This is a genomic window from Variovorax sp. IB41, assembly GCF_016405905.1.
Lineage (GTDB): Bacteria > Pseudomonadota > Gammaproteobacteria > Burkholderiales > Burkholderiaceae_C > Variovorax.
Map to the genome: position 1 here is coordinate 1 of NZ_JAEFCB010000018.1, position 22,486 is coordinate 22,486.

Genomic DNA, 22,486 nt, shown 5'->3' on the forward strand with positions numbered 1-22,486 from the left:
GAAGGCTTGCAACGCGTCGAGGCCGGCACGATCTTCGCGTCGCTGCCAGTGCGCGTGGGCGATACCTACAGCGACGAACGCGGCTCGGCCGCCATTCGCGCGCTGTTCGACCTGGGGTTGTTCAAGGACGTCCGCATCGACGTGAACGGCAACGTGCTGGTGGTGATCGTCGAAGAGCGCCCGACCATCGCGGACGTCGATTTCGTCGGCACCAAGGAATTCGACAAGGCAGCGCTGCAGAAGGCATTGCGCGAAGTGGGCCTCACCGATGGCCGTCCCTACGACAAGGCGCTGGCCGACCGTGCGGAGCAGGAGCTCAAGCGCCAGTACGTGAGCCGCAGCCTCTACAACGCGCAGGTCGTGACGACCGTCACGCCCATCGAGCGCAACCGCGTCAACCTGACGTTCACCGTCACCGAAGGCGATTCGGCGCGCATCCGCGAAGTCCACATCGTCGGTGGCAAGGCCTTCAGCGAATCGACGCTGCTGAGCCTGTTCGACCAGGACAGCGGCGGCTTCATGAGCTGGTACACCAAGTCCAACCAGTACTCGCGCGCCAAGCTCAATGCCGACCTCGAAACGCTGCGCTCGTACTACATCACGCGCGGCTACCTCGAGTTCCGCATCGATTCGACCCAGGTGGCCATCTCGCCGGACCGCAAGGACCTGTCGGTCACGGTCAACATCACCGAAGGCGAGAAGTTCGTGGTGGCCGGCGTCAAGCTCAACGGCAACTACCTGGGCCGCGACGACGAATTCAAGTCGCTGATCACCATCAAGCCCGGCGAGCCCTACAACGGTGAACTGGTCACGGAAACCACCAAGGCGTTCAGCGACTATTTCGGCACCTTCGGCTACGCCTTCGCCCGCGTGCAGGCCGTGCCCGATATCGACCGCGTCAACAACCGCGTCACGCTCACGCTGCAGGCCGAGCCTTCGCGCCGCGTGTACGTGCGCCGCGTGTCCGTCGGCGGCAACAACAAGACCCGCGACGAAGTGATCCGCCGTGAGTTCCGCCAGTTCGAGGCCTCCTGGTACGACGGCGACAAGATCAAGCTCTCGCGCGACCGCGTGGACCGCCTGGGCTTCTTCACCGAAGTGAACGTCGAGACCCAGGAAGTGCCTGGCTCGCCCGACCAGGTGGACCTGACCGTCAACGTGGCTGAAAAGCCCACCGGCAGCCTGCAACTGGGCGCCGGTTACTCGAGCGCGGAAAAGGTCGCGCTGACCTTCGGCATCTCGCAGGAAAACGTGTTCGGTTCGGGTAATTTCCTGGGCGTGTCGGTCAACACCAGCAAGTACAACCGCACGCTGTCGCTGACGACCACCGACCCGTACTTCACGAAGGACGGCATCTCGCGCACGATCAGCGTCTATCACACGACCACGCGCCCGTACTCGACCAACATCGACGGCGACTACAAGCTGGTGAACCAGGGCGCGTCGATCCGTTTCGGCGTGCCGTTCAGCGAAGTCGACACCATCTTCTTCGGCATCGGGCTCGAGCGGTATGCGTTCGATCCGAACACCTCGACCTCGTTCTCCGGGCTCTACACGCCGCCGTCCTACCTTCGCTACTTCCAGTGCGAGAAGGATGCGACAGGCCTGTTCGTGACCGGTTGCGACCAGAAGAGCGTGTGGGGCGTGCCTCTCACCGTTGGCTGGGGCCGCGACAGCCGGGACAGCGCGCTGATCCCGACGACCGGTCGCCTGCAGCGTGCCAACCTCGAAGTCGGCGCCGCCGGCGACATGCAATACGTCAAGACGAACTACCAGTACCAGCAGTTCTTCGCGATCAACAAGCAGTACACCTTCGCCATCAACGGCGATGTGGGCTACGCGAAGGCCCTGGGCAGCAAGGTCTACCCGATCTTCAAGAACTTCTATGCGGGTGGCCTGGGTTCGATCCGCGGCTTCGAGCAGAACTCGCTCGGCCCGCGCGACGTGCCGTTGCTCGGCCAGACCGAAGGTGCCGCACTGGGCGGTACCAAGAAGGCGGTCTTCAACGCCGAACTCAGCACGCCGTTCCCGGGTGCCGGCAATGACCGGACCCTGCGCCTGTACGGCTTCTTCGACGTGGGCAATGTGTTCGGCTCGCGCGCTCCGGGTCTGACCGACGAACAGTACAAGGCGCAGAAGAAGTTGCGCGCCTCGGTCGGCCTCGGTATCAGCTGGATTTCGCCGCTGGGCCCGCTGCGCCTTGCGTACGCTTTCCCCGTCAAGTCGCAAAAGGAAGTGCTCGATCCGAACACCGGCTTCATCGTGATCCCGAAGGATAGAATCCAGCGCTTGCAATTCCAGATCGGAACGTCTTTCTAAATGAAGCATTTGATTCGCGCCGCGGCTGGCGCGTTGTTGATTCCCGCTTTCGCGATCGTGGCTGCGCCTGCACAGGCGCAGGAAACCTTTCGCATCGGCTTCGTGAATCCGGACCGCGTGCTGCGTGAAGCGCAGCCGGCCAAGGCGGCCCAGGCGAAGCTGGAAGCCGAGTTCCTCAAGCGCGAGAAGGACCTGACCGCGCAAGGCGACGCACTGAAGACGGCCTCGGAGCGGTTCGAGCGCGAAGCGCCGACCATCTCCGAAAGCCAGCGGGCAACGCGCCAGAAGGCGCTGATCGACCAGGACCGCGAATTCCAGCGCCGTCGCCGCGAGTTCCAGGAAGACCTGAATGCGCGCAAGAACGAAGAGCTCCAGCAGGTCTACGAACGCGCCAACCGCGTCGTCAAGCAAGTGGCCGAAGCTGAAAAGTACGACGCCATCCTGCAGGAAGCGATCTACATCAATCCGAAGCACGACATCACCGACAAGGTGATCAAGGCGCTGAACGCGTCGGTCGGCTCCACAGCGCCCGCGGCCGGCAAGTAACGCCGCGAACCGGCGTGTCGCTGCAGCTTGGAGCCATCGTTGACGCCCTGGGGGGCGAGCTTCATGGCGATGCCACGCTGTCCATCGAGCGGCTCTCGCCGCTCCAGAATGCACAGCCCGATGCGCTCAGTTTCCTGAGCCATCCCAAATACCAGCAGGAACTGGCGGCCTCCAAGGCCGCCTGCGTGATCGTGTCGCCTGCCATGCAGGAGGCCGCTGCCGCGCGGGGGGCGTTCATCGTCACGCCCGACCCTTACCTCTACTTTGCGCGCCTGACGCAGCTCTGGAAGGCGCACCACGCGCGCCCGGAGGCCGATCTCATCCACCCGTCCGCCGTGATCCATCCGGAAGCGCACGTCGACACCACGGCGCGCATCGGCGCGCTCTGCGTGGTGGAGCGGGGCGCACGGATCGGCGCGGGCACGGTGCTCAAGTCGCGCGTGACGGTCAGCGAAGACTGCACGATCGGCGATCGCTGCCTGCTGCACCCGGGCGTGGTGATCGGCGCCGACGGCTTCGGCCTGGCGCTGCACCAGGGTGCCTGGGTCAAGATCGAGCAGCTGGGCGCGGTGCGCATCGGCAACGACGTGGAGATCGGCGCCAACACCTGCATCGACCGCGGCGCGCTCGACGACACCGTGATCGAAGACGGCGTGAAGCTCGACAACCTGATCCAGATCGGCCACAACGTGCGCGTCGGCAAGAACACCGCCATGGCGGGCTGCGTCGGCGTGGCCGGCAGTGCCACCATCGGCGCCAACTGCACCTTCGGCGGCGGCGCCATCGTGCTGGGCCATCTGACGGTGGCCGACGGCGTGCACGTGTCCGCCGCGACCACCGTGACCCGATCGATTCACAAGGCCGGCCAGTACACCGGCATGTTTCCCATCGATGACAATGCGAGCTGGGAAAAAAATGCGGCAACGCTCAAGCAGTTGCACAGCCTGCGCGAACGACTGAAGGCGCTGGAGAAGGCTCCCCCGAAAAAATGACGACGATGCAGGAACAGAAAATCATGACGACGCTCGATATCCATCAAATCCTCAAGCTGCTCCCCCACCGCTACCCGTTCCTGCTGGTGGACCGCGTGCTGGGCATGGAAAAGGGCAAGCGCATCACGGCGCTCAAGAACGTGACGATGAACGAGCCGTTCTTCAACGGCCATTTCCCGCACCGTCCGGTGATGCCGGGCGTGCTGATGCTCGAAGCCATGGCGCAGGCCGCGGCGCTGCTGTCGTTCCATTCGCTCGATATCGTGCCCGACGACAACACCGTCTACTACTTCGCCGCCATCGACGGCGCGCGCTTCAAGCGCCCCGTGGAGCCCGGCGACCAGCTCACGCTCGAAGTCGAGATCGAACGCATGAAGGCCGGCATCTCCAAGTTCAAGGGCCGCGCGCTGGTGGGCAGCGAACTGGCCTGCGAAGCCACGCTGATGTGCGCGATGCGCCAGATCAGCTGACCCGGCCCCTGTCACTTCAAGGCATGACCCAGGTTCATTCGACAGCGCTCGTCGACCCCCAGGCACAGCTGGACGCCTCGGTTTCGGTCGGCCCCTACACCGTCATCGGCCCGCACGTGCGCGTCGGGGCGGGCACCACCATCGGCGCGCATTGCGTGATCGAGGGACGCACGACCATCGGGCGCGACAACCGGATCTTCCAGTTCTCCTCGCTCGGCGCGATCCCGCAGGACAAGAAATACGCGGGCGAGCCGACCGAGCTGGTCATCGGCGACCGCAACGTCATTCGCGAGTTCTGCACCTTCAACCTCGGCGTGCCGGGGGCAGGGGGCGTGACCCGCGTGGGCAACGACAACTGGATCATGGCGTACACGCACATTGCGCACGACTGCCATGTCGACAACCACACCACGCTGGCCAACAACACGACGCTCGCGGGCCACGTGCACCTGGCCGATTGGGTCACGGTCGGCGGGCTCACCGGCATCCATCAGTTCGTCTCGGTCGGCGCGCACGCCATGGTCGGCTTCGCGAGCGCGGTTTCGCAGGACGTGCCGCCCTTCATGCTGGTCGACGGCAATCCGCTGGCGGTTCGCGGCTTCAATGTCGTGGGCTTGCGCCGGCGCGATTTCTCGGCGCAGCGGCTCGCAGCGGTCAAGCAGATGCACAAGCTGCTGTACCGCCAGGGCAAGACGCTCGAAGAGGCGCGCGCAGGCATCGCCGCGCTGACCGCCGAGATGCCCGAGGCGGCGGCAGACGTCGCCTTGATGGAATCCTTCCTCGCCAGCTCCACGCGCGGCATCGCGCGTTGACGTGACGCCGATGCAGACAGCCGAACAGCGACGCTTCGCGCTGGTCGCGGGCGAAGCGTCCGGCGACCTGCTCGCGGGGCTTCTCCTCGATGGCCTGCAGGCCCGTTGGCCCGATCTCCAGACCGCCGGCATCGGCGGCCCCCGCATGCTCGCGCACGGCTTTAAGAGCTGGTGGCCGCAGGAAAAGCTCGCGGTGCGCGGCTACATCGAGGTGCTGCGGCACTACGCCGAAATCGCCGGCATCCGCCGCCAGCTCAAGGCACGGCTGCTGCAGGAGCGGCCCGCGCTCTTCATCGGCGTCGATGCGCCCGATTTCAACCTCGATCTCGAAGCGGGCCTGCGCAGCCAGGGCATCAAGACCGTGCATTTCGTCTGCCCCTCGATCTGGGCCTGGCGTCCCAAGCGCATCGAGAAGATCCGGGCGGCCGCCGACCATGTGCTGTGCATCTTTCCGTTCGAGCCCGAACTGCTCGAAAAGCAGGGCGTGGCCGCAAGCTACGTGGGACATCCGATTGCCAACGTGATCCCGATGACGCCCGACCGCGCCGCGGCGCGCGCCGCACTGGGCCTGGCGCACGATGCGCAGGTCGTCGCCTTGCTGCCGGGCAGCCGCCGCTCCGAGATCCGCTACCTGGCCGCCCGTTTCTTCGCGGCCGCCGCGCTGATGCAGAAGGCGCGGCCCGAACTCCAGTTCGTGGCGCCCATCATCCCCAGCCTGCGCGCCGAGGTCGACGCCTTGCTCCAGGCGAGCGGCATGGCGGGCCGGGTGAAGCTGCTCGACGGTCAGTCGCACGCCGCGCTGGCCGCCTGCGACGTCACGCTGATCGCCAGCGGCACCGCCACGCTGGAGGCGGCGCTCTTCAAGCGGCCGATGGTCATCGCGTACAACATGAACGGGCTCTCGTGGCGCCTGATGCAGCGCAAGCAGTTGCAGCCGTGGGTCGGATTGCCCAATATCCTTTGCCGCGAATTCGTGGTGCCCGAGTTGCTGCAGGAAGCCGCCACGCCCGAGGCGCTGGCCCAGGCTACGCTGGCCTGGCTCGACGCGCCCGAAAAGACGCAGGCCCTGCAACAAAGATTTTCCGAGCTGCACGTGCAATTGCAGCGCGATACGCCGACACTTTGCGCCGATGCGATCCAGAAAGTTCTTGAAGGCTGAGCAGGCCCGCCTGGTGTGGGACGCGCCGGGACTGCTCGCGGGCGTCGACGAGGCCGGCCGCGGCCCGCTGGCGGGCCCCGTGGTGGCCGCGGCGGTGATCCTCGACGACACGCGGCCGATCCGCGGCCTGGCCGATTCCAAGACCCTCACGCCGCTGCAGCGCGAACGCCTGCACGACCAGATCCTCGCCAAAGCCCTGTGCTGCTCCATCGCGCAGGCGAGCGTCGAGGAAATCGACACCCACAACATCCTGCAGGCCACGATGATCGCCATGCGCCGCGCCGTCGAGGGCCTGCGCCTGAAGCCCGCCAAGGTGCTGGTCGACGGCAATCGCCTGCCGACGCTGGACGTGCTGGCTGAAGCCGTGGTCAAGGGCGATGCGCTCATCAAGGCAATTTCGGCCGCGTCGATCCTGGCCAAGGTCCATCGCGACCGGCTGTGCGAGCAGCTGCACACCGAATTCCCGCACTACGGCTTTGCCGGCCACAAGGGCTACGGCACGCCAGAGCACCTCGAGGCGCTGCTGAAACACGGCGCCTGCGTGCATCACCGCCGGTCGTTCAGCCCGGTGGCCGCGGCGCTGACGCGAACGGCGGCCGGCGCTTCGCTGGTCATCGAAACGCAAACGGCGATGCCAATGGTGATCGCGACGGTCGAGACCGTGCACCTCGACCTGCGCGCCGCGCCCTGATCCGCCGATGACGACCGACGCCGGCGCGAGCCACATCAGCTCGCGCGACAACCCGCTGCTCAAGGACCTGCGCAAGCTCGCCCAGGATCCGGGCGCCTACCGCAAGCTCGGGCGCATCTGGCTCGAAGGCGATCACCTGTGCCGCGCGGCGCTGGCGCGCGGCGTCAAACCGGCGATCGCGGTGTTTTCGGAGTCTTTCTGGCCGACCGCCCCAGCAGAGTGGGGTGCGAGTGCTATCAAAACCGTAGTCGTCGCCGACGATCTGCTGCGCGGCGTCAGCGGGCTGGAATCGCCGGCGCCGATGGGCTTCGTGCTCGACCAGCCGGCGCGGCCGGAACTGATCCCCGATGCCCCGAGCGTGGTGCTCGACCGCCTGCAGGACGCCGGCAATGCCGGTTCCATCCTGCGCAGCGCGGCTGCTTTCGGCTTCACCCAGGTGATCGCGCTGAAGGGCACTGCAGCGCTCTGGGCGCCGAAGGTGCTGCGCGCCGGCATGGGGGCCCATTTCGGCCTGCGGCTGATCGAAGGCGTCGAAGCCGATGCGCTGGACGCACTGAAGATTCCGCTGCTCGCCACCAGTTCGCACCGTGGCGAGTGGCTGCACAGAGCCCGCCTGCCGTATCCCTGCGCCTGGCTGATGGGCCATGAGGGGCAGGGCGTTTCCCCCGCGCTGGAAGCCCGGGCGACGCATCACATTCGCATCGCCCAGCCGGGCGGGGAGGAGTCGCTGAACGTGGCCGCCGCCGCCGCCATCTGCCTGCATGCGAGCGGAGCGGCCCTTCAGGCCGGATAGGGCCCCAGTCCGGGCTACAATCGGGGGCTTACTCGCAATAGCGTCGCCCGGCCGCCTTTAACGCCAAAATCCCCTTGAAGCAAGTCCGCAGGCAACGCGCCTGGGGCTCCGGGCGACCGTAACCATCCGGAGAACCCAGTGCTTTTGTCTCTCAAGGGAAGTTTCCCGCCCGCCATCCTGGCGCTCGCAGACGGCACGGTCTTTCAAGGCAATTCGATCGGAGCCGCCGGCTCCACGACCGGTGAGGTGGTGTTCAACACCGCCATGACCGGTTACCAGGAAATCCTCACCGACCCGAGCTACTGCCAGCAGATCGTGACCCTCACGTATCCGCACATCGGCAACTACGGCGTCAACGGGGAAGACATCGAAGCCGACAAGATCCATGCCGCGGGCCTGATCATCAAGGACCTGCCCCTCGTCGCCTCCAACTTCCGCCAGACCGCCACGCTGAGCGAATACCTCGTGGCCGGCAAGACGGTGGCCATCGCGAACATCGACACCCGCAAGCTCACGCGGCACCTGCGCACCCACGGCGCGCAGAACGGCTGCATCCTGGGCCTGACCGAAGGCGAAGCGGTGACGCAGGCGCTCGTCGACAAGGCGATCGCCGCCGCCAAGGCCGCGCCGAGCATGGCGGGCCTGGACCTCGCCAAGGTGGTGTCGGTCACCGAGACCTACGAATGGACCGAAACCGAGTGGAAGCTCGGCGCGGGTTATGGCGTGCAGATCACGCCGAAATTCCACGTCGTCGCCTTCGACTACGGCGTCAAGAAGAACATCCTGCGCATGATCGCGCAGCGCGGCGCGCGCATCACTGTCGTGCCGGCGCAGACCCCGGCCGCCGACGTGCTCAAGCTCAAACCCGACGGCATCTTCCTGGCCAACGGCCCCGGCGACCCGGAGCCTTGCGACTACGCCATCAGCGCCGTCAAGGAACTGATCGAGACCGGCATCCCGACCTTCGGCATTTGCCTGGGTCACCAGATCATGGCGCTCGCCTCGGGCGCCAAGACCTTCAAGATGAAGTTCGGCCACCACGGCGCGAACCACCCGGTGAAGGACCTGGACAACGGCCGCGTGAGCATCACCAGCCAGAACCACGGCTTCGCGGTGGACGAGAAGTCGCTGCCGGCCAACCTGCGTCCCACGCACATCAGCCTGTTCGACAACACGCTGCAGGGGCTGGCGCGCACCGACAAGCCCGCGTTCTGCTTCCAGGGCCACCCGGAAGCCTCGCCGGGTCCGCACGACATCGGCTACCTGTTCGACCGTTTCACGGCACTGATGGAAAAGAACAAGACAGAAAAGACGGAAAAGACGGAGCAGAAGAATGCCTAAGCGCACAGACCTCAAATCGATCCTCATCATCGGCGCCGGCCCGATCATCATCGGCCAGGCCTGCGAGTTCGACTACTCCGGCGTGCAGGCCTGCAAGGCGCTGCGCGAAGAGGGCTACAAGGTCATCCTGATCAACAGCAACCCCGCCACGATCATGACCGACCCGGCCACGGCCGACGTCACCTACATCGAGCCCATCACCTGGCAGACGGTCGAGAAGATCATCGCCAAGGAACGCCCCGACGCGATCCTGCCGACCATGGGCGGCCAGACCGCGCTGAACTGCGCGCTGGACCTCTGGCGCAACGGCGTGCTCGACAAGTACACGGGCGCGGCCACCGGCAAGCCGGTCGAGCTCATCGGCGCGACGCCCGAAGCCATCGACAAGGCCGAGGACCGCCTGAAGTTCAAGGACGCGATGACCAAGATCGGTCTCGGTTCGGCCCGCTCGGGCATCGCGCACACGATGGACGAAGCCTGGGCCGTGCAGAAGACGCTGGGCTTTCCGACCGTGATCCGCCCGAGCTTCACGCTCGGCGGCACGGGCGGCGGCATCGCCTACAACCCCGACGAGTTCGAGACCATCTGCAAGCGCGGCATCGAAGCCTCGCCCACCAACGAGCTGCTGATCGAAGAGTCGCTGCTCGGCTGGAAAGAGTACGAGATGGAGGTCGTGCGCGACAAGGCCGACAACTGCATCATCGTCTGCTCGATCGAGAACCTCGACCCGATGGGCGTGCACACCGGCGACTCGATCACCGTGGCCCCCGCGCAGACGCTCTCCGACAAGGAATACCAGATCCTGCGCAACGCCTCGCTGGCCGTGCTGCGCGAGATCGGCGTGGATACCGGCGGCTCGAACGTGCAGTTCTCCATCAATCCGAAGGACGGCCGCATGGTTGTCATCGAGATGAACCCGCGCGTCTCGCGCTCCTCGGCGCTGGCCTCCAAGGCCACGGGTTTCCCGATCGCCAAGGTCGCGGCCAAGCTGGCCGTGGGCTACACGCTCGACGAGCTGCGCAACGAAATCACCGGCGGCGCCACGCCCGCGTCGTTCGAGCCGTCGATCGACTACGTGGTCACCAAGATCCCGCGTTTCGCGTTCGAGAAATTCCCGCAGGCCGACTCGCGCCTGACGACGCAGATGAAGTCGGTGGGCGAGGTCATGGCCATGGGCCGCACCTTCCAGGAGTCGTTCCAGAAGGCCCTGCGCGGCCTCGAAGTGGGCGTCGATGGCCTGAACGAGAAGACGCAGGACCGCGAAGTGCTCGAGAAGGAACTGGGCGAGCCCGGCCCCGAACGCATCTGGTACGTGGGCGATGCCTTCGCCATGGGCCTGAGCGTGGACGAAGTGTTTGCGCTGACCAAGATCGACCCGTGGTTCCTGGTGCAGATCGAGGAGATCGTGAAGATCGAGCTCGAGCTGGAAACCAAGTCGCTGGACGACATCGACAAGGACACGCTGCTCGCGCTGAAGAAAAAGGGCTTCTCCGACCGCCGCCTGGCCAAGCAGCTCAAGACCACCGACACGGCCATCCGCGAGAAGCGCCGCGCCCTGGGCGTGCGCCCGGTCTACAAACGCGTGGACACTTGCGCGGCCGAGTTCGCGACCAACACGGCCTACATGTACTCGACCTATGAAGACGAGTGCGAGGCCGACCCGACGGACAAGAAGAAGATCATGGTGCTCGGCGGCGGTCCCAACCGCATCGGCCAGGGCATCGAGTTCGACTACTGCTGCGTGCACGCCGCGCTCGCCATGCGCGAGGACGGCTACGAGACCATCATGGTCAACTGCAACCCAGAGACCGTCTCGACCGATTACGACACCTCCGACCGCCTGTACTTCGAGCCGCTGACGCTCGAAGACGTGCTGGAGATCGTCGACAAGGAAAAGCCGCTCGGCGTGATCGTGCAGTACGGCGGCCAGACGCCGCTGAAGCTCGCACTCGACCTCGAAGCGAACGGCGTGCCGATCATCGGCACCTCGCCCGACATGATCGACGCGGCCGAAGACCGCGAGCGCTTCCAGAAGCTGCTGCACGAGCTCGGCCTGCGCCAGCCGCCGAACGCCACCGCGCGCACCGAACCCGAAGCGCTCGAAAAGGCCGCGGCCCTGGGCTACCCGCTGGTGGTGCGCCCGAGCTATGTGCTCGGCGGCCGCGCGATGGAAATCGTGCACGAGCAACGCGACCTGGAGCGCTACATGCGCGAAGCGGTCAAGGTCAGCAACGACTCGCCGGTGCTGCTCGACCGCTTCCTGAACGACGCCGTCGAGTGCGATGTCGACTGCATTCGCGACGCCGAAGGCGGCACGCTGATCGGCGGCGTGATGGAGCACATCGAACAGGCCGGCGTGCACTCGGGCGACTCCGCCTGCTCGCTGCCGCCCTACAGCCTGAGCGCCGAGACCATTGCCGAGCTCAAGCGCCAGAGCGCCGCCATGGCGGCCGCCCTGAACGTGGTGGGCCTCATGAACGTGCAGTTCGCGATCCAGCAGAAGGACGGCAAGGACGTCATCTACGTGCTCGAAGTGAACCCGCGCGCGTCGCGCACCGTGCCTTACGTGAGCAAGGCCACGGGCATCCAGCTGGCCAAGGTGGCGGCACGCTGCATGGCCGGCCAGTCGCTCGCGTCGCAGGGCGTGACCAAGGAAGTGACGCCGCCGTACTTCAGCGTGAAGGAAGCCGTGTTCCCGTTCGTCAAGTTCCCGGGCGTGGACACCATCCTCGGCCCCGAGATGAAGTCGACCGGCGAAGTGATGGGCGTGGGCAAGACCTTCGGCGAAGCCTTCGTGAAGTCGCAGATCGGTGCCGGTACGCACCTGCCCAAGTCGGGCAAGGTCTTCATCTCGGTGAAGAACAACGACAAGGCGCGCGCCGTCGAAGTGGCGCGCGGCCTGGCCAAGCTGGGCTTCGAGCTGATCGCCACCAAGGGCACGGCCGCCGCCATTGCCGCTGCGGGCATCGAATGCGCGACGGTGAACAAGGTGACCGAAGGCCGCCCGCACATCGTGGACATGATCAAGAACAACGAGATTGCGCTGGTCATCAACACGGTGGAAGAGCGCCGCAACGCCATCACCGATTCGCGGCAGATTCGCACCTCGGCACTGCTGGCGCGCGTGACCACCTTCACCACGATCTTCGGCGCCGAAGCCGCGGTCGAGGGCATGGGCTTCATGGACGAGCTGGGCGTGATCTCGGTGCAGGAGATGCACGCGCAGCTCGCTGCAGCCTGAGCGCCGCCATGGAAACGCAGCTCGTCGAACTCGACCTCCACGACTGGAACGCGGCCACGCCCAACGAGGCGTGGATCGCGGCGCTGGAAGCGGGCAAGGTGCTGTACTTTCCGCGCCTGGGCTTCGAGCTGCTGCCCGAAGAGCGCAGCCTGCTCACGCCCGCTCTGCTGTCACCCGATGTGCGCAACATCAGCCTGGACGCCACCGGCAAGCTCAAGGGCGCCGTCGGCGACGAGGCGGTGCAGCGCACGGCGGCGGCGATGGTGGGGCGCTTTCGCGCCCAGGCGCAGCAGCTGATACACGGCCTGCTGCCGCACTACACGCCGGCCCTGCGCCTCGCGCCCACGAGCTATCGGCCGGCACAGGTCGAGACGCGCGTGCAGTCGTGGCGTGCGGACGACCGCCGGCTGCACGTCGATGCGTTTCCGTCGCGACCCAATTACGGCGAGCGCATCCTGCGCGTGTTCACCAACGTGAACCCCGAAGGCGCGCCGCGCGTGTGGCGCGTGGGCGAGCCCTTCGAGGACATCGCCAGGCGCTTCCTGCCGCGCGTCAAGCCCTATGTGCGCTGGCAGGCCAAGCTGCTGCAGGCACTGCACGTGACCAAGTCGTTCCGCAGCGAATACGACCACCTGATGCTTCAGCTGCACGACGGCATGAAGTCGGACATGGCGTACCAGGAAACCTCGCCGCAGGAGAAGGCCGAGTTTTCGCCGGGCTCGGTGTGGGTGTGCTTTTCCGACCAGACCTCGCACGCCGTGATGGCGGGCCAGTACATGCTCGAGCAGACCCTTCATCTGGCCGCTTCGAAGCAATACAATCCCGACTCGAGCCCGCTCGCCATCCTGAGCCGGCTGACCGGACGCAATCTCGTCTGATCTGTCCCCCCAATCGACCGCCGAACGGCATCGTTCGGCGGTTTCGCTTTATGGAGAACCAAACATGGCCACCATTCCAATCACCAAGCGCGGTGCCGAAAAGCTGCGCGCCGAGCTGCACCAGCTCAAGACTGTCGAGCGCCCCTGGGTCATCAACGCGATCTCCGAAGCCCGCGCGCAGGGCGACCTGAGCGAGAACGCCGAGTACGAGGTCGCCAAGGACCGCCAGGGCTTCATCGAAGGCCGCATCCAAGAGGTCGAGGGCAAGCTCTCGGCTGCGCAGATCATCGATCCGACCGAGCTCGACGCCGGCGGCAAGGTGGTGTTCGGCTCGACCGTGGAACTCGAGGAAGAAGAGTCGGGCGAAGCCGTCAAGTACCAGATCGTGGGCGAGGACGAGGCCGACCTGAAGCTGGGCCTCATCAACATCTCCAGCCCGATCGCCCGCGCGCTGATCGGCAAGGAGGAGGGCGACACCGCCGAGGTGCAGGCGCCTGGTGGCTTGAAGCGCTACGAGATCGTGGCCGTTCGCTACCTCTGATCACCCCAGCCGACAGAGACTTGATGAAAGACCGCCTGGCCCTGCTGCTGGCCGCCTTCTGGTGGGGCAGCCTCACGACGATCGGCTTCCTGGTGGTGCCGATGCTGTTCGCCAAACTTGGCAACCCGGCAGTCGCGGGCAATTTCGCCGGCCAGCTGTTCGAGGCGCAGAGCTGGGTCGCCATCGGCTGCGGCCTGATCCTCTTGATTCATTTCCGGAGCAAGGCCGACGAGCGCATGGATGCGGCCACGATGACCTCCATCGGCATCGTCCTCGGCGCGCTGCTGCTGGCGCTGCTCCAGCAGTACGCCGTGGCGCCGCGCATCCTGGCGCGGGAGAACCTCAAGCTGTGGCACACCATCGGCAGCGGCATGTATGTCGTCCAATGGCTGTGCACCCTGGTGCTGCTCTGGCGCATGGGCGCTCGGCCCGGCCGCTGACCAGCCGCCGATAGAGCGGCGATGGCGGCCTGCGCCGCCATCCGTTCACTCGCTCACTCTTTCCAGAACTTCGCGACCCAGCTCGCCGGCCGGATGTAGCGGAAGGCGCGATTGCGCCGTCCCGCGAGCGCATCGGGCGGATTGCACTCGCCATGAAAGATCATGATGCGTGCGTCCTCGGGAACGAAGGGCGCTTCCCAGTAGTTGGTCGGCCAGGTAGGGATGCCGTGGTATTTGAAGCTCGGGCACCAGGCGTCGGGCCAGTAGGAGAGCTTGCCCTGCGCGTGCAGCATGGCGGACAGGTAGGTCTGCTCGTTGCGGTACTCGGCCTGGACCTTGTCCATGTTGTTCCGGAAGTACGCCAGCACGTCGGCATGGGCGCCCAGCTCGAACCGGTAAACCGAAGAATTCCCGGTGATCCGCCGGCCGCGCCAGGGACGCGCGTAGTCGTGAATGATCAGGAACTCGCCGGGCTGCTCGAAGAAGGCATCCAGGCTGCCCACGACGACCACGTCGACGTCCAGGAAGAGGGCGGTGCCCCGCAGTCCGTGCAGGTCGCCTTCGAGCGTCGTGAGCTTCTTCCAGGCGCCGTCGCGCTGGCCGGGGGCCAGGTGCAGGTTCAGCGGCGGGATCGGCAGGCACGTCACCTCGGGGCGGATGCCGGTGCCGTCATCGGTCAGGCAGACGAACTTGAAGTCGCCGATGAGATTGCGGCGCACCATCCCGTAAAGGCGGTTGACGTATTCGGGGCCGTACTTCGTGCCCCATTTCATGCAGAGGATATGGCGCTGGGCGCCTTGCGCTCCCACCCGGCTCAGTCCGACTGGTTGCGCTTCTTGGCCGACAGCGGCCGCTTGGCCTTGGCGCGCTTGATGGTGCCGCCGGGGGTGAGGCGCTGGTTGCCGAGCACGCGCAGGGTCTTGATCTCGGGGCGCTGGCCGCCGCGCTTGCTGTACTTCAGCACCTTGACGTCGCGCGGGCCGGGCATGCGGTCTTCATCGACCACGCGCTCTTTTTCGGGCTTCGGGCGCCACAGCACCAGGAGCTTGCCGATGTGCTGGATCGGAGCGGCGTCGAGCTCTTCGGCGAGCTCGCGCAGCATGGCGTCGCGGGCGAGGCGGTCGTCGGAGAAGACGCGCACCTTGATCAGGCCATGGGCCTTGAGCGCCGCGTCGGCTTCCTTTTTCACGGCAGGGGTGAGCCCGTCTCCACCGACCATGACGATCGGATCCAGGTGGTGAGCTTCGGCGCGGTGCACCTTGCGCTCGGCAGGGGTAAGTTGAATGGCGGGCATCCCCGTATTATCGAGGGTAGAAAGCACCCCCTGAGCCGCCGGGCCGTTCCCAAGGCAAATACCGCAGCGCGGAGCACGGAGGTTCCTGATGAACACCAAAGCAAAAAGCAAAAAAGTCAACAAAGCCTGGCTTCACGATCACATCAATGATCCGTACGTGAAATTGGCCACGCGAGAGGGGTATCGCGCACGCGCTGCCTACAAGCTCAAGGAAATCGACGAGTCGCTCGGGCTGGTCAAGCCGGGCCAGTTGGTGGTCGATCTGGGCTCCACGCCGGGGGCCTGGAGCCAGTACCTGCGGCGGCGCATGTCGCCCGAGGGCGCCGCGGTCGGCACGCTGAACGGCACCATCATCGCGCTCGACATGCTGGCCATGGAGCCCATCGAAGGGGTCACTTTTCTCCAGGGGGACTTCCGCGAGGCGGAGCTGCTGGAGCAGGTGCTGGGCGTGCTGGCGGGACGGAAGGCCGATCTGGTGGTCTCTGACATGGCGCCCAATATTTCAGGCATCCATTCGGCCGATGGCGCCCGCATCGCGCACCTGATCGAGCTGGCCGTCGACTTTGCCCAGCACCACCTGAAGCCCGAGGGCGCCTTGGTGGCCAAGCTTTTCCATGGGAGCGGCTATGACGAATCGGTCAAGCTGTTCAAGGCCAGTTTCCGTACCGTCAAGCCGTTCAAGCCCAAGGCTTCGCGCGACAAATCGGCCGAGACCTTCCTCGTCGGAATGGGCTTGAAGGCCGTGGATACGCCTTGATACCTTGCCGCCACGGGTCGTCAGGGGACGCAAACCCTTGTCAGGCTATGGCTGCTTTAGGGAAATGACCGTTTTTCGCAGCTTGAAAAGCCTAAAATGGGGCGCAATTGCGTACCCATAGCGCGTTTTTTCATATCCTCGTCACGCGCTTTCGACTGGAGCTTCGTTTGAACAATCAGTGGTTTTCCAAAGTTGCCGTATGGCTCGTCATTGCCATGGTGTTGTTCACTGTGTTCAAGCAGTTCGACACCCGCGGTGGCGTCGGCTCGGGAGCAGTCAGCTACTCCGAGTTCCTGGACCAGGTCCGGAACAACCAGATCAAGAGCGCCGTCATCCCTGAAGGCGCCGGCGGCGGCGAGATCGTCGCCGTCACCAACGACGATCGCAAGATCCGCACGACCGCCACGGTCCTCGATCGCGGCCTCGTGGGCGACCTGATCGATCACAACGTCAAGTTCGACGTCAAGCCGCGCGAAGAGGGCTCGCTCCTCATGACGCTCCTGGTGAGCTGGGGCCCGATGCTCCTCCTGATCGGCGTCTGGATCTACTTCATGCGACAGATGCAGGGCGGCGGCAAGGGCGGGGCGTTCAGCTTCGGCAAGAGCAAGGCCCGCATGATGGACGAGAACAACAACACGGTCACCTTCGCCGACGTCGCAGGCTGCGACGAGGCCAAGGAAGAAGTCCGCGAAGTCGTCGACTTCCTGAAAGACCCGCAGCGCTTCCAGAAACTCGGCGGCCGCATTCCGCGCGGTCTGCTGCTGGTCGGCCCTCCCGGCACCGGCAAGACCCTCTTGGCCAAGTCGATCGCCGGCGAAGCCAAGGTTCCGTTCTTCTCGATCTCCGGCTCCGACTTCGTTGAGATGTTCGTCGGCGTGGGTGCTGCCCGCGTGCGCGACATGTTCGAGAACGCCAAGAAGAACGCACCCTGCATCATCTTCATCGACGAAATCGATGCGGTGGGTCGTCAACGTGGCGCTGGTCTCGGCGGCGGCAACGACGAGCGCGAACAGACCCTGAACCAGATGCTGGTCGAGATGGACGGCTTCGAAACCAACCTCGGCGTGATCGTGGTGGCCGCCACCAACCGTCCGGACATCCTGGACGCCGCACTGCTGCGCCCCGGCCGTTTCGACCGCCAGGTCTATGTCACGCTGCCCGACATCCGCGGCCGCGAACAGATCCTGGGCGTGCACATGCGCAAGGTCCCGCTGGGCCAGGACGTGAACCCGAGCGTGATCGCCCGCGGCACGCCCGGCATGTCCGGCGCCGACCTGGCCAACCTCTGCAACGAAGCAGCCCTCATGGCCGCACGCCGCAATGCGCGGGTGGTCGAAATGCAGGACTTCGAGAAGGCCAAGGACAAGATCTTCATGGGCCCCGAGCGCAAGAGCATGGTCATGCCCGAGGAAGAGCGCCGCAACACGGCCTACCACGAGTCCGGCCACGCCCTCATCGGCAAGCTGCTGCCCAAGTGCGACCCGGTGCACAAGGTCACGATCATTCCGCGCGGCCGCGCTCTGGGCGTGACCATGAGCCTGCCCGCGCAGGACCGCTACAGCTACGACCGCGAGTACATGCTCAACCAGATCAGCATGCTGTTCGGTGGCCGTATCGCCGAAGAAGTGTTCATGCATCAGATGACCACCGGCGCCAGCAACGACTTCGAGCGCGCGACCTCCATCGCCCGCGACATGGTCACGCGCTACGGCATGACCGATGCGCTGGGCCCGATGGTCTACGCCGAGAACGAAGGTGAAGTGTTCCTCGGCCGCTCGGTCACCAAGACCACGAACATGAGCGAGCAGACCATGGAAAAGGTCGACGGCGAAGTGCGCCGCATCATCGACGAGCAGTACGCCCTGGCGCGCAACCTGATCGAAGCGAACAGCGACAAGATGCACGCGATGGCCAAGGCGCTGCTCGAATGGGAAACCATCGATTCCGAGCAGCTCGATGACATCATGGCCGGCCGCGCGCCGCGTCCGCCCAAGGACTGGACGCCGCGCACCCCTCCTTCGGGCAGCGGTGGCAGTGGCGGCACGCCGGCCGTCAATACCGACCCGGCGCCGACCGCCGCTTGAGGTGGGCTTGAAATCAAGCGACAACGGGGCCTCTGGCCCCGTTTTCCATGGTGAGCTCCGTGCAGGCGCAGCCTGGCAGACCTCGCGCTTCAGGATCGACCTCGCGCAGCCCCGCGTGATGGGCATCGTCAACGTCACGCCCGATTCCTTTTCCGACGGGGGCGCGCATGCATCCACCGAAACCGCGCTGCGCCACTGCGAGCAGTTGCTGAAGGAGGGCGCCGACATCCTCGACATCGGCGGCGAATCGACCCGCCCCGGCAGCCCGGCCGTGCCGCTCGACGCCGAGCTGGCGCGCGTGCTGCCCGTGGTTCGCGAGGCTGTGAAGCTGAACGTGCCGCTCTCCATCGACACCTACAAGCCCGAGGTCATGCGCGCCGTGCTCGATCTGGGCGCGGACATCGTCAACGACATCTGGGCGCTGCGCCAGCCCGGCGCGCGCGAAGCCGTTGCAGCGCACCCGTCGTGCGGCATCTGCCTGATGCACATGCACCGCGATCCGCAGACCATGCAGGCCGTGCCCATGCAGGGCGACGTGATTCCCGAGGTGATCGCGTTCTGGGCCGCGCAGGTGGCGCAGCTTCGCGCACTGCAGATCGATCCGTCGCGCATCACGCTGGACCCGGGCGTGGGCTTCGGAAAAACCGTGGCGCAGAATTTCGCCCTGCTGGGCCGACAGCGCGAGTTGCTCGACGCCGGCTACCCGCTGCTGCTGGGCTGGTCGCGCAAGTCGTCGATCGGCGCGGTCACCGGCATCGAGGCCGCGGGCGAGCGCATCGTGCCCAGCGTCGCAGCCGCTGTGCTGGCCGTGGACCGCGGCGCCGCCGTGGTGCGCGTGCACGACGTGCGCGACACCGTCGCAGCCCTGGCCGTATGGCGCGCGATGAAAGCGACAGAACAACAACCACAACAGACAAAAGAGGAAACCCCATGACCCGCAAATACTTCGGCACCGACGGCATCCGCGGCACGGTTGGCCAGTCGCCCATCACGCCCGACTTCGTGCTGCGTCTCGCGCACGCCGTGGGCCGCGTGCTCAAGAAGAGCCAGTCGCGCCCCACGGTGCTGATCGGCAAGGACACGCGCATTTCCGGCTACATGCTCGAATCGGCGCTCGAGTCGGGCTTCAATTCGGCCGGTGTCGACGTGGTGCTGCTGGGCCCGCTGCCCACGCCCGGCGTCGCATACCTCACGCGGGCGCAGCGCGCCAGCCTCGGCGTGGTGATCAGCGCGAGCCACAACGCCTTTCCCGACAACGGCATCAAGTTCTTCAGTGCACAGGGCACCAAGCTGGACGACGCCTGGGAGCTGGCGGTCGAGGCAGCGCTCGAAGAGGCACCGGTGTGGGCCGCCTCCGCCGACATCGGCAAGGCGCGCCGCCTGAACGACGCGCCCGGGCGCTACATCGAGTTCTGCAAGAGCACCTTCGCCAACGACCTCACGCTGCGTGACATGAAGCTCGTGGTCGATGCAGCGCACGGCGCGGCCTACCAGGTGGCGCCCAACGTATTCCACGAACTGGGCGCCGAAGTGACCAGCATCGGCTGCGCGCCCGACGGGCTCAACATCAACAAGGGCTTCGGCGCGACGCATCCCGAGGCGCTGGTCGCCGCGGTGACGGCGCAGAAGGCCGACTACGGCATCGCGCTGGACGGCGACGCCGACCGCCTGCAGCTGGTCGATGCCAGCGGCCGCCTCTTCAACGGCGACGAGCTGCTGTACCTGATGGTGGCCGAGCGCATCGCGCGCGGCGAGAAGCCCGTCGGCGTGGTCGGCACGCTCATGACCAACAAGGCCGTGGAAGTCGCGTTGCGCGGGCAGGGCATCGAGTTCGTGCGCGCCAAGGTGGGCGACCGCTACGTGCTCGAAGAGCTCGACAAGCGCGGCTGGATCCTGGGCGGAGAAGGCTCCGGCCATCTGCTCGCACTCGACCGGCACACCACGGGCGACGGCATCGTGAGCGCGCTGCAGGTGCTGCAGGCGTGCGTGCGCAGCGGCAAGACGGTGGCGCAGCTGCTCGAAGGCGTCACGCTGTTCCCGCAGACGCTGATCAACGTGCGCCTCGCGCCCGGCCAGGACTGGAAGGACAACAAGGCGCTGGCCAGCGAAACGCAGCGCATCGAGGCCGAGCTGGGCGACGGCGGCCGCGTGCTGATCCGCGCGAGCGGCACCGAGCCGCTGGTTCGCGTGATGGTCGAGGCGCGCGACGCGGCGCAGTCGCAGTCGTGCGCACAACGCCTCGCGGCCACGCTGGAGCCGGCGCCATGAGCATCCAGACCCTGATCGCTGACTGCCGCGACGCGGCGCAGGCCGCGGCGCTGGTCGACCTGCTCGACACCTACGCCCGCGACCCGGCCGGCGGCGGCACGCCGCTCGATGCCGCCGTGCGCGAAGGCTTGCCGGCCGCGCTGGCGGCGCGTCCACAGGCCTTCAGCGTGTTGGCCTTCGATGGCGACACGCCCGTGGGGCTGATCAATTGCATCGAGGGTTTTTCGACCTTCGCTTGCAAGCTGCTGGTCAACGTGCACGACGTGGTCGTGCGGCCCAGCCACCGCGGCCAGCGCGTGGCGCAGCAGATGTTCGCGTTGGTGGAAGAAGAGGCACGCAGGCGGGGCGCCTGCAAGCTCACGCTCGAAGTGTTGTCGGGCAACGCACCGGCGCTGCGCTCCTATGAGCGCGAGGGGTTCGCCGGCTTCCAGCTCGATCCGGCTTTCGGCCAGGCGGTCTTTCTTCAGAAGAAGCTCTGAAAAAGAAAAAGGCCGGGGCGAATTGATCGCCGCCGGCCCTTACCCCAGCCCTCTCCCCGAGGGGAGAGGGAGCAAGACAAATCAGAAGCGCGTGACGGGTGCTTCGGCTTCGGTCTTGGCGGGCGCGTACTTGCCCAGTTCCCACTTCGCGATCGCATTGCGGTGCACTTCGTCCGGGCCGTCCGCGAAGCGCAGCGTGCGCGCGCCGGCGTAGGCGTAGGCGAGCGGGAAGTCGTCGCACATGCCGCCGCCGCCGTGGGCCTGCATGGCCCAGTCGATCACCTGGCAGGCCATGCTCGGTGCGACCACCTTGATCATCGCGATCTCGTTCTTGGCGACCTTGTTGCCGGCCACGTCCATGAGCCAGGCGGCCTTGAGCGTGAGCAGGCGCGCCATGTCGATCTTGCAGCGCGCCTCGGCGATGCGCTCCTGCGTCACGGTCTGCGAGGCGACGGTCTTGCCGAAGGCCACGCGCGAGGAGGCGCGCTTGCACATCAGCTCGAGCGCGCGCTCGGCCAGGCCGATCAGGCGCATGCAGTGGTGGATGCGTCCCGGGCCAAGGCGGCCTTGCGCGATTTCGAAGCCGCGGCCTTCGCCCAGCAGGATGTTGTCGACCGGCACGCGCACGTTCTCGAAATACATCTCGACGTGGCCGTGCGGCGCGTCGTCGTAGCCCATCACGTTGAGCGGGCGCACGATGCGGATGCCCTTGGCATCGGCCGGCACGATCACCATGCTCTGCTGCGAGTGGCGCGGCGCGTCCGGATCGCTCTTGCCCATGGTGATGAAGACGGCGCAGCGCGGATCGGCCGCACCCGAAATCCACCACTTGTGGCCGTTGATCACGTACTCGTCGCCCTGGCGTTCGATGCGGGTCGAGATGTTGGTGGCGTCGCTGGATGCCACGTCGGGCTCGGTCATCGCGAAGGCCGAGCGGATCTGGCCTTCGAGCAGCGGCTTGAGCCAGCGCGCCTTGATCTCTTCGGAGCCGTAGCGGGCGATGGTTTCCATGTTGCCGGTGTCCGGCGCCGAGCAATTGAAGGCTTCGCTCGCCCATGGCACCGCGCCCATGATCTCGGCCAGGGGCGCGTATTCCTGGTTCGTGAGGCCCGCACCGGCGTAGCCGGAGGCCGAGGCGCTATCGACCGGCAGGAAGAGGTTCCAGAGGCCCTGCGCCTTGGCTTTTTCCTTGACCTTTTCCACCGTGTTCAACGCGGTCCACCGCTTGCCGGCCGCCGTGTTCGCCGCCAGCTCGGCGCTGTACTCGGCCTCGGCCGGGTAGATGTTTTCGTCCATGAACGCCTTGACGCGTTTCTGCAGTTCCTTGGTCTTGGCCGAATATTCGAAATCCATGCTGTCTCCTGGTGGGGTTTTAGGGGAA

At 66.1% G+C, this 22,486-nt stretch carries 21 protein-coding genes; 18 read left to right on the forward strand and 3 right to left on the reverse strand.

Annotation, left to right across the window (positions count from 1 at the left end):
* The 13 genes from bamA to JC881_RS25205 all read left to right on the forward strand — a co-directional run.
* On the forward strand, positions 1–2,319 hold a 2,319-nt coding region (bamA, locus tag JC881_RS25145), incomplete at its 5' end, for an outer membrane protein assembly factor BamA (RefSeq protein WP_198788444.1).
* Positions 2,320–2,865, forward strand: coding sequence for an OmpH family outer membrane protein (locus JC881_RS25150; RefSeq protein WP_198788445.1), 546 nt, complete (start codon positions 2,320–2,322; stop codon positions 2,863–2,865).
* A gap of 14 nt (positions 2,866–2,879) precedes the next feature.
* Positions 2,880–3,857 (forward strand): UDP-3-O-(3-hydroxymyristoyl)glucosamine N-acyltransferase, encoded by a 978-nt coding sequence (gene lpxD, locus JC881_RS25155; protein WP_198788446.1) that lies wholly within the window; start codon positions 2,880–2,882, stop codon positions 3,855–3,857.
* Positions 3,854–4,327 (forward strand): 3-hydroxyacyl-ACP dehydratase FabZ, encoded by a 474-nt coding sequence (fabZ, locus tag JC881_RS25160; RefSeq protein ID WP_198788447.1) that lies wholly within the window; start codon positions 3,854–3,856, stop codon positions 4,325–4,327. The genes lpxD and fabZ overlap by 4 nt, the downstream gene beginning before the upstream one ends.
* Before the next feature lie 23 nt (positions 4,328–4,350).
* Positions 4,351–5,139: an acyl-ACP--UDP-N-acetylglucosamine O-acyltransferase gene (lpxA, locus tag JC881_RS25165; RefSeq protein ID WP_198788448.1), complete on the forward strand. Its 789-nt coding sequence runs from the start codon at positions 4,351–4,353 to the stop codon at positions 5,137–5,139.
* Between the two features lie 10 nt (positions 5,140–5,149).
* Positions 5,150–6,298 carry a lipid-A-disaccharide synthase gene (gene lpxB / locus JC881_RS25170; RefSeq protein ID WP_198788449.1) on the forward strand — a complete coding sequence of 383 codons (1,149 nt, stop codon included), beginning with the start codon at positions 5,150–5,152 and terminating at the stop codon, positions 6,296–6,298.
* The gene (rnhB, locus tag JC881_RS25175) at positions 6,270–6,989 is read left to right on the forward strand and encodes a ribonuclease HII (protein ID WP_198788450.1); all 720 of its coding nucleotides are present in this window, start codon (positions 6,270–6,272) and stop codon (positions 6,987–6,989) included. The genes lpxB and rnhB overlap by 29 nt, the downstream gene beginning before the upstream one ends.
* Positions 6,990–6,996: 7 nt before the next feature.
* Positions 6,997–7,782: a TrmH family RNA methyltransferase gene (locus tag JC881_RS25180; RefSeq protein WP_198788451.1), complete on the forward strand. Its 786-nt coding sequence runs from the start codon at positions 6,997–6,999 to the stop codon at positions 7,780–7,782.
* Between the two features lie 138 nt (positions 7,783–7,920).
* Positions 7,921–9,123: a glutamine-hydrolyzing carbamoyl-phosphate synthase small subunit gene (gene carA, locus JC881_RS25185; RefSeq protein ID WP_198788452.1), complete on the forward strand. Its 1,203-nt coding sequence runs from the start codon at positions 7,921–7,923 to the stop codon at positions 9,121–9,123.
* Positions 9,116–12,364: a carbamoyl-phosphate synthase large subunit gene (gene carB / locus JC881_RS25190; RefSeq protein WP_198788453.1), complete on the forward strand. Its 3,249-nt coding sequence runs from the start codon at positions 9,116–9,118 to the stop codon at positions 12,362–12,364. Before carA ends, carB begins: the two co-directional genes overlap by 8 nt.
* Before the next feature lie 8 nt (positions 12,365–12,372).
* Complete coding sequence (locus JC881_RS25195) at positions 12,373–13,242, forward strand: Kdo hydroxylase family protein (RefSeq protein ID WP_198788454.1); 870 nt, start codon at positions 12,373–12,375, stop codon at positions 13,240–13,242.
* 64 nt (positions 13,243–13,306) lie between these two features.
* The gene (gene greA, locus JC881_RS25200) at positions 13,307–13,783 is read left to right on the forward strand and encodes a transcription elongation factor GreA (RefSeq protein ID WP_198788455.1); all 477 of its coding nucleotides are present in this window, start codon (positions 13,307–13,309) and stop codon (positions 13,781–13,783) included.
* Positions 13,784–13,806: 23 nt separating this feature from the next.
* Positions 13,807–14,223 carry a DUF4149 domain-containing protein gene (locus JC881_RS25205; protein ID WP_198788456.1) on the forward strand — a complete coding sequence of 139 codons (417 nt, stop codon included), beginning with the start codon at positions 13,807–13,809 and terminating at the stop codon, positions 14,221–14,223.
* Between the two features lie 53 nt (positions 14,224–14,276).
* Here the strand turns inward: JC881_RS25205 and JC881_RS25210 are convergent, their stop codons facing one another.
* Both JC881_RS25210 and JC881_RS25215 read right to left on the reverse strand, forming a co-directional pair.
* On the reverse strand, positions 14,277–14,996 hold the full coding sequence (locus JC881_RS25210) for a glycosyltransferase (protein ID WP_198788457.1): 720 nt from the start codon (positions 14,994–14,996) through the stop codon (positions 14,277–14,279).
* Positions 14,997–15,037: 41 nt separating this feature from the next.
* Positions 15,038–15,517 carry a YhbY family RNA-binding protein gene (locus tag JC881_RS25215; protein WP_198788458.1) on the reverse strand — a complete coding sequence of 160 codons (480 nt, stop codon included), beginning with the start codon at positions 15,515–15,517 and terminating at the stop codon, positions 15,038–15,040.
* A gap of 88 nt (positions 15,518–15,605) precedes the next feature.
* On the opposite strand from JC881_RS25215, the gene JC881_RS25220 reads away from it, so the two are divergent.
* The 5 genes from JC881_RS25220 (at position 15,606) to JC881_RS25240 (ending at position 21,105) form a co-directional block, all read left to right on the forward strand.
* Positions 15,606–16,274 (forward strand): RlmE family RNA methyltransferase, encoded by a 669-nt coding sequence (locus JC881_RS25220; RefSeq protein WP_198788459.1) that lies wholly within the window; start codon positions 15,606–15,608, stop codon positions 16,272–16,274.
* A 167-nt stretch (positions 16,275–16,441) separates the two neighbouring features.
* Entirely contained in the window at positions 16,442–18,358 is a 1,917-nt protein-coding gene (gene ftsH, locus JC881_RS25225; protein ID WP_198788460.1) for an ATP-dependent zinc metalloprotease FtsH, read from the forward strand.
* A 118-nt stretch (positions 18,359–18,476) separates the two neighbouring features.
* The gene (gene folP, locus JC881_RS25230; protein WP_198788461.1) at positions 18,477–19,292 is read left to right on the forward strand and encodes a dihydropteroate synthase; all 816 of its coding nucleotides are present in this window, start codon (positions 18,477–18,479) and stop codon (positions 19,290–19,292) included.
* Positions 19,289–20,626, forward strand: coding sequence for a phosphoglucosamine mutase (gene glmM / locus JC881_RS25235; protein ID WP_198788462.1), 1,338 nt, complete (start codon positions 19,289–19,291; stop codon positions 20,624–20,626). Before folP ends, glmM begins: the two co-directional genes overlap by 4 nt.
* A complete protein-coding gene (locus JC881_RS25240) occupies positions 20,623–21,105 on the forward strand; it encodes a GNAT family N-acetyltransferase (RefSeq protein ID WP_198788463.1) in 483 nt (160 codons plus the stop codon). The genes glmM and JC881_RS25240 overlap by 4 nt, the downstream gene beginning before the upstream one ends.
* Before the next feature lie 81 nt (positions 21,106–21,186).
* Here JC881_RS25240 and JC881_RS25245 read toward each other — a convergent pair whose 3' ends face one another.
* Positions 21,187–22,458 (reverse strand): acyl-CoA dehydrogenase family protein, encoded by a 1,272-nt coding sequence (locus JC881_RS25245; RefSeq protein ID WP_198788464.1) that lies wholly within the window; start codon positions 22,456–22,458, stop codon positions 21,187–21,189.
* Between the last annotated feature and the right edge of the window lie 28 nt (positions 22,459–22,486).